Below are 6,955 nucleotides of genomic sequence, written 5' to 3'. Positions count from 1 at the left end.
GGCGCAGCCAGGAGCAAACCCCGCTGTCCGCCTGAACCAATCAAGATCGGACTCTACGAAACTCGGGGCAGCTCACAACTGGGTCAGGGAGAGAGCCAGGGAGACCGCCCGCCAGGTCATGGAGGCCAAACGGCAGATCACCCGCCAGACAAGGGCGCTGATCGAACGCGCCGCGAAGTACAACCCGATCCCGCACATCAAGGCGGCGGTGAAACCGCTGATGGCGGTGGGCGTGGCGATCGTCACGGCCAGTGCCAATCTGCCGGCGATGGTCGTCTCAGTGGCCTCGAACGTCATCGTTGACGTGGCCCAGAACGTCGATGCCATCCGCAAGGCGGTCGTGGATTCGGTCGGAAGTGTCGTCGAGACCGTGAAGAACGTGGGCTGGGACGACGTCTGGGAAGGCGTGAAGACGGTCGGCAACTTCGTCGGCGAGGTCACCGGCTTCAACGACATCAAGCGCTGTGTCACCGAGGGCGACATGGAATCCTGCGCCTGGGCCGTCGCCACGGTGGCGGGCCTGGCCCTGGGCGGTGTCGGGGCCGGCTTCGTCCGCGCGGCGCGGGCGGGGCGGATGGTCTCGAAGGCGGCCAAGTACACGGACGATGTCGCCAAGGTCGCGAACAAGATCGAGAACACGGTCGACAGGGTCGAGAGCGCGGCCCAGTGCGTGTCCACGGCTGCGGAGGTCGCCTCACTGGCCAGCGGCAACAGCTTCGTCGCGGGCACGGAGGTCGTCATGGCGGACGGCACCCGAAAGCCGATCGAGAAGGTCGAAGAGGGCGACGAGGTCCTGGCGACCGACCCGACGACGGGCCGTACGACCAAGCAGAAGGTCACCGCCACGATCGTCGGCGAAGGCGAGAAGCAACTCGTCCGCCTGACGGTCGACACGGACGGCCCGGCGGGCTCGGCCACGGACGACATCACGGCGACCCAGGGCCACCCCTTCTGGTCCCCTTCTCTGAAGAAGTGGCTGAAGGCCGGCGAGCTGAAACCGGGCCAATGGCTCCAGACGGGCAGCGGCACCTGGGTCCAGGTCGAGGCAGTCAGCGCGTGGACGCAGCACGCGGCGGTCTACAACCTGACGGTCGACACGGCGCATACGTATTACGTGGCGGCGGGTGCGACATCCGTCCTCGTCCACAACGAGAATTCGCGGAAGAATCCGCTCTACTGTCCGCTCAGCGCCTACACCGATCTGAGGCGTATGGGCCCAGGAAAGAACGAAGGTGCCGCCAGTGCTCTGTGGACGCCTTCGGGCAATGTCTACTTCGACGTAAGCCGGCGAAGGACAGACATGGAGAAAATGAATCTTCCTTTGGTGCTGCGCAGAGTCGTGCAGCAGACTGAGCATCATGGCGGATGCGCGGAAATCGGCTGCATCGCTCAGGCGTTGGAGGCTGGAGAACAGATCCGCGGCAGTCAGAGTCTCGCCATGCTGCGCAAGCCGTTCGATCACGACCGCTACAGAGATCTCTTGCCTGGATGCGGCAGTTGTCAGCAGGTCATGTCTAGGCTGAAGATCACTGACACTTATAGCGGGGAGGGGTGACCTGTGGGTAGTTTGCTGAAGGGGATGACTCGGGTTCCTTGGGGGGACCTTGGCGGGGCTCAAGGCTCAGCCCGCGACATCCCGGGCTTGCTGTCCAGGATCGCGTACGGCGACGAGACTGTAGCAAGGATGGCGATTGACGAACTGTCCGAATGCGTGTGCGCCCTGGGCTTTGTCCTAGGGGACGCAACGGCTCCGACTGTTCCATTCCTGATTGAACTGGCCGGTGCCCCTGGCGTGCCGTGCAAGGCTGAGCTGTTGGACCTGCTGGAGAGCATCTATCGGACTGATCAATGGCACGTAGCCGCTGCCGCTGCCGGAGGTCCCCGGCGAAAGGGCTACAAGGACCAGCCTGGTTGGGAGGTGGCTTCGCGGGCAGCCGTGCTCGCTGGGCGACCAGTTATCGAGGGTCTCTCCGATGCGGTCCAGCCGGATGTGGCCGAAGCGGCCCAGGCGTTGCTGCGTGCCTTCGATGAGGACCTCAAATTCCCGGAGGTATGAGCGCGGAATGCCGTACGCCGGAGGGGACCCCGCCCCGCGAGGTCCCCTCCGGAAATCAGCCGTCGGCGCTCACGCCTCCGACAGCACGCCGTCCTTCTCCGCGTACAGCCGCCCCGACTTCGGGCACTCCCACATGCCCGGCTCGCCGTCGCGCTCCGCCAGGCGGACGCCCTCGTGGCCGACCCAGCCGATCTGGCGGGCCGGGACGCCGACGACCAGGGCGAAGTCCGGGACGTCCTTGGTGACGACCGCGCCGGCCGCGATCATCGCCCAGCGGCCGATGGTGATCGGGGCCACGCAGACCGAGCGGGCGCCGATCGAGGCGCCGTCGGCGATCTTGACGCCCACGGCCTCCCAGTCACCGCCGCGCTTCTGCTTGAACTCGGCGTCCACCGAGCGCGGGTTGTGGTCGTTGGTGAGGACGACCGCCGGGCCGATGAAGACACCGTTGCCGAGCTCGGCCGGCTCGTAGACCAGCGCGTAGTTCTGCAGCTTGCAGTTGTCGCCCATCCGGACGCCCGTACCGACGTAGGCGCCGCGGCCGATCACACAGCCCTCGCCGAGGCGGGCGTCCTCACGGATCTGGGCGAGCTCCCAGACGCTGCTGCCCGCGCCGATCTCGGCGCTCTCCGCGACCTGGGCGGTGGGCTGGACCCTGTAGTTCACTGTGCTGCTGCCTTTCCGAGGGCGTCGTTGGCACGTCGGGCGTGTTCGCCGCATGAGCATACGTCGCGGCCAAGAGGCGGACTCACCGGCCGGACCCCGGCCCCGACCCCAGCAGCAGCCGGTCGAAATGGCCCTTCACATGGGCCCAGTCCCAGGCCAGCATCGCGTGCTCCGACGCCTCGTGCCCGTACTTCTCCCAGCCCTCCTCGGTGGCGGTCACCCGCAGCACCCGCTCGGCCGCCTCGGCCGGGTCGTCCACCACCCAGGGCGCCGGGAACAGCGCCCGGGCCCCGTGCGGCCGCTTCGCGAAGAACGGCCAGTCGCGCACGACCGGCACCGCCCCGCTCGCCGCGCCCTCCACCAGCCCCAGGTGCCAGCTCTCGCGCACCGAGCTGCTGAGGATCACCCCCACCTCGGTGAGCGCGCCGGGCACGTCGTCCGTCTGCCCCACCTGGCGTACGGCCCCGGCCGCCTCCAGGCGCAGCAGCTCGCGCTGGTAGGTCCGGTAGTAGCGGGCGGCGGCCGGACCGGCGTCCGGACGCAGCGGACTCCCTATGAGATGGAGCGTGTAGCGCTCGTCCTTCTCCCGCAGCATGTTCAGGACCTCCAGCGCCCAGCCCGGGTCCTTGGCGACCTGGCTCACCCCCACCATCCCGAGGGTGAAGCGGGCCCCTGGCCGCTTGGGCAGCACGAAGCGCTCCAGCTGGACGGCGTTGTCGATCACATGGAGCCGGGGCGCCTTCCGCTCCTTCAGGCGGGGGATCGCCGAGACGCAGAAGTCGCGCAGGTGCTCACTGACGAAGACCAGGTCGTCGACGCGGGAGAAGTCGATGATGTGCGGCCAGTGGCTGAACGCCTCGTAACTGTGCAGCCGCACGACGATACGGGCCGGACCCGGATCCACGAGCGTGAAGAACGCGGCGGCCACCGCGCACCAGTCGATGAAGACGACGTCGGCCCAGTCCAGGTGCGGACGCAGCGCCTCCTCGATACGGCGCCCGTACGCGGCCTGGCTGCCCAGCGCCCGCTGGATCATCCGCCCCACACCCTTGGCCAGCGGGGCGAGCGTGGGGTCGGCGGCGGTGTCGAGGACCTTCAGCTCGACGTCCGCGTGCTCGGCGTAGTGGGCGAGGACGGGACGCAGGAAGTTGTCGTTGCCGTGGTGCGCCACCAGCAGTCGCAGCGGCCGGTCGCCGGGCGGCGCGGCGGCGGCCCGCTTACGGCCGCGGGGGCTGCGCAGGGCGATGGCGGTACGGCTCTCGCGCAGGGGGGCGGTGTAGCGGGCCGGGTTGTCGGCCAGCGGCGAGCTGAGCCCGTCGACGTGCAGCGCGCGGTGGAAGGCGAGCAGCAGCGCCTTGGCGGCGGCGCTCGACGCGGTCGCCCAGCGGCCCGCCTCGTGCTCCTCGTCGGCGAGCTCCAGCTGCGCGGCGTACGCCTTGAAGAGATGACGGGGTACGTGCCCCTTGGCGAGCCGTGCCTCGGCGGCCTCGACCAGCAGCTCGGTGCGCAGTCGGGGATCCTGGATGTTCTGAGCCGCGTATCCGAGTGTCCGCTCCGCGACGAGGGCGCGCTCCGACCGGGACATACGGGATATGGCCCAGCGTGCGATATTCGTCAGACGTTCATCGGAAAACTCAGGTGTCGGCAAGACTGCAGCTCCACGATCGAGGCAAGGAACACGGACCGTACGGTTAATCGGACCCGAGTGGAACCCCTTCCCGACACTACCGTCGACCGTCCTGGCGTGGGGACGTGGCCTTATCTTGCGCTGACATGGCGCCGTGCGCCGGTAGGGCTCGCGGGGCCCGGTTTGACCCCCCGCAGGCGGCCCCGTAACCTTGACCGTCGGCGTGTTTCCATACGCGTCAGCTCCTGAGCACCTCCCTCCGGCTACGGCCTGGAGAGGCCGCTCACCCCATCCGGAGAGCCGCGGGCCCCAGGCCCGTGCGAGCGGCTGGCATCAGGAGTTCCCGTTCGAGCGAGAGAGAGATCCGCGTGTACGCCATCGTGCGCAGCGGTGGTCGCCAGCACAAGGTTGCTGTCGGCGACATCGTTGAGGTTGACAAGATTTCCACTGCCAAGGTTGGCGACACGGTCGAGCTCTCGACCCTGCTCGTTGTCGACGGCGACTCCGTGACCAGCGACCCGTGGGTCCTGGCGGGCATCAAGGTCCAGGCCGAGGTCGTGGACCACCACAAGGGCGCCAAGATCGACATCCTGCGCTACAAGAACAAGACCGGCTACCGCCGTCGCCAGGGTCACCGTCAGCAGTACACGGCGATCAAGGTCACCGGCATCCCCACGGCTGCGAAGTAAGGGACTGAGGAGAGATGGCACACAAGAAGGGCGCATCGTCCACTCGGAACGGTCGCGACTCCAACGCTCAGCGGCTCGGCGTGAAGCGCTTCGGCGGTCAGGTCGTCAACGCCGGTGAGATCCTGGTCCGCCAGCGTGGCACCCACTTCCACCCGGGTGCGGGCGTCGGCCGTGGCGGCGACGACACGCTGTTCGCGCTGAACGCCGGTGCTGTGCAGTTCGGCACCTTCCGCGGCCGCAAGGTCGTGAACATCGTTCCGGTCGCCTGATCCAGGCCCCTTAGAACGGTTTTCTTTCGCGGAGGCGGACCTCCTTCTCGTACGGAAGTACGGGAAGCAGGTCCGCCTTTCGCGTGTTAAGCGTAAAAGAGCTTTCGCGCGTAAAGCGCGAAGGGCTAGAGACACCCCATTTGTTTACTGGAGGCACAGAACATGACCACCTTCGTGGACCGCGTCGAGCTGCATGTCGCCGCGGGTAACGGAGGTCACGGCTGTGCCTCCGTCCACCGCGAGAAGTTCAAGCCGCTCGGCGGCCCTGACGGCGGCAACGGCGGCCGGGGCGGCGACGTCATCCTCGTCGTCGACCAGTCCGTGACCACGCTTCTCGAGTACCACCACTCCCCGCACCGCAAGGCCACCAACGGCAAGCCCGGCGAAGGCGGCAACCGCTCCGGCAAGGACGGCCAGGACCTGGTCCTGCCCGTGCCGGACGGCACCGTCGTCCTCGACAAGAACGGCGAGGTCCTCGCGGACCTGGTCGGCGAGGGCACCCGCTACGTCGCCGCCGAGGGCGGCCGCGGCGGTCTCGGCAACGCCGCGCTCGCCTCCGCCCGCCGCAAGGCCCCCGGCTTCGCGCTGCTCGGTGAGCCCGGCCGCACCGGCGACATCGTCCTGGAGCTCAAGACCGTCGCCGACGTGGCCCTGGTCGGCTACCCGAGCGCCGGAAAGTCCTCGCTGATCTCCGTCCTGTCGGCCGCCAAGCCGAAGATCGCGGACTACCCCTTCACCACGCTGGTGCCGAACCTGGGCGTGGTCACCGCCGGCTCCACCGTCTACACCATCGCCGACGTGCCCGGACTCATCCCGGGCGCCAGCCAGGGCCGCGGCCTCGGTCTGGAGTTCCTGCGCCACGTCGAGCGCTGCTCGGTCCTCGTGCACGTCCTGGACACGGCCACCCTCGAATCCGACCGCGACCCGGTCTCCGACCTCGATGTCATCGAGGAGGAGCTGAAGCAGTACGGCGGCCTGGACGACCGGCCCCGGATCGTCGTCCTCAACAAGATCGACATCCCGGACGGCCTCGACCTCGCCGAGATGATCCGCCCGGACCTCGAAGAGCGCGGCTACCAGGTCTTCGAGGTCTCCGCCGTGGCCCGTACCGGCCTGAAGGAGCTCTCCTTCGCCCTGGCCGAGATCGTCGCCCAGGCCCGCGCGGCCAAGCCGAAGGAAGAGGCGACCCGGATCGTCATCCGCCCCAAGGCGGTCGACGACGCGGGCTTCACCGTCACCCTGGAGGAGGACGGTCTCTACCGCGTCCGCGGCGAGAAGCCGGAGCGCTGGGTTCGCCAGACCGACTTCAACAACGACGAGGCCGTGGGCTACCTCGCCGACCGCCTCAACCGCCTCGGTGTCGAGGAGGAGCTGATGAAGGCCGGTGCCCGCGCGGGCGACGGCGTCGCCATCGGCCCCGAGGAGGACGCGGTCGTCTTCGACTGGGAGCCGACCATGATGGCCGGTGCCGAGATGCTCGGCCGCCGTGGCGAGGACCACCGCCTGGAGGCCCCGCGGCCCGCGGCCCAGCGCCGCAAGGACCGGGACGCCGAGCGCGACGAGGCGCAGCGCGCCTTCGACGACTTCGACCCGTTCTAGGCCCTACCGCCGCCGGCCGGGCCCCGCTCGCGGGAGCCGACCGGCAGCA

General features: G+C 68.7%; 7 protein-coding genes. 5 read left to right on the top strand and 2 right to left on the bottom strand.

Annotated elements, in window-relative coordinates; all coding sequences use genetic code 11:
• Window positions 1-1,555, top strand: a 1,555-nt coding sequence (locus IEZ01_RS31500) for a polymorphic toxin-type HINT domain-containing protein (RefSeq protein WP_229833308.1), incomplete at its 5' end; no start/stop codon positions are given.
• Window positions 1,556-1,684: 129 nt separating this feature from the next.
• A complete protein-coding gene (locus IEZ01_RS31495; RefSeq protein ID WP_229833307.1) occupies window positions 1,685-2,056 on the top strand; it encodes a hypothetical protein in 372 nt (123 codons plus the stop codon).
• 69 nt (window positions 2,057-2,125) lie between these two features.
• On the opposite strand, the gene IEZ01_RS31490 is transcribed toward IEZ01_RS31495, so the two are convergent.
• Both IEZ01_RS31490 and IEZ01_RS31485 read right to left on the bottom strand, forming a co-directional pair.
• The gene (locus IEZ01_RS31490; protein ID WP_189205117.1) at window positions 2,126-2,722 is read right to left on the bottom strand and encodes an acyltransferase; all 597 of its coding nucleotides are present in this window, start codon (window positions 2,720-2,722) and stop codon (window positions 2,126-2,128) included.
• Window positions 2,723-2,804: 82 nt separating this feature from the next.
• Window positions 2,805-4,307 (bottom strand): glycosyltransferase family protein, encoded by a 1,503-nt coding sequence (locus IEZ01_RS31485; RefSeq protein WP_189205115.1) that lies wholly within the window; start codon window positions 4,305-4,307, stop codon window positions 2,805-2,807.
• Between the two features lie 410 nt (window positions 4,308-4,717).
• On the opposite strand from IEZ01_RS31485, the gene rplU reads away from it, so the two are divergent.
• From rplU to obgE, 3 genes are all read left to right on the top strand, one after another.
• Window positions 4,718-5,038, top strand: coding sequence for a 50S ribosomal protein L21 (gene rplU / locus IEZ01_RS31480; RefSeq protein ID WP_019886245.1), 321 nt, complete (start codon window positions 4,718-4,720; stop codon window positions 5,036-5,038).
• Between the two features lie 14 nt (window positions 5,039-5,052).
• Window positions 5,053-5,307 carry a 50S ribosomal protein L27 gene (gene rpmA / locus IEZ01_RS31475; RefSeq protein WP_019886244.1) on the top strand — a complete coding sequence of 85 codons (255 nt, stop codon included), beginning with the start codon at window positions 5,053-5,055 and terminating at the stop codon, window positions 5,305-5,307.
• A gap of 162 nt (window positions 5,308-5,469) precedes the next feature.
• Complete coding sequence (gene obgE / locus IEZ01_RS31470) at window positions 5,470-6,906, top strand: GTPase ObgE (RefSeq protein WP_019886242.1); 1,437 nt, start codon at window positions 5,470-5,472, stop codon at window positions 6,904-6,906.
• Window positions 6,907-6,955 lie beyond the last annotated feature (49 nt).

Source organism: Streptomyces purpureus, from assembly GCF_014648195.1.
Classification (GTDB): Bacteria; Actinomycetota; Actinomycetes; order Streptomycetales; family Streptomycetaceae; genus Streptomyces; species Streptomyces purpureus.
This window is presented reverse-complemented; position numbering and strand designations above follow the sequence as displayed.

Coding starts and splice junctions, on each gene's coding strand:
- IEZ01_RS31485 (WP_189205115.1), bottom strand. CDS start 4,307: ATGTCCCGGTCGGAGCGCGCCCTCGTCGCGGAGCGGACACTCGGATAC.
- obgE (WP_019886242.1), top strand. CDS start 5,470: ATGACCACCTTCGTGGACCGCGTCGAGCTGCATGTCGCCGCGGGTAAC.
- IEZ01_RS31495 (WP_229833307.1), top strand. CDS start 1,685: ATGGCGATTGACGAACTGTCCGAATGCGTGTGCGCCCTGGGCTTTGTC.
- rpmA (WP_019886244.1), top strand. CDS start 5,053: ATGGCACACAAGAAGGGCGCATCGTCCACTCGGAACGGTCGCGACTCC.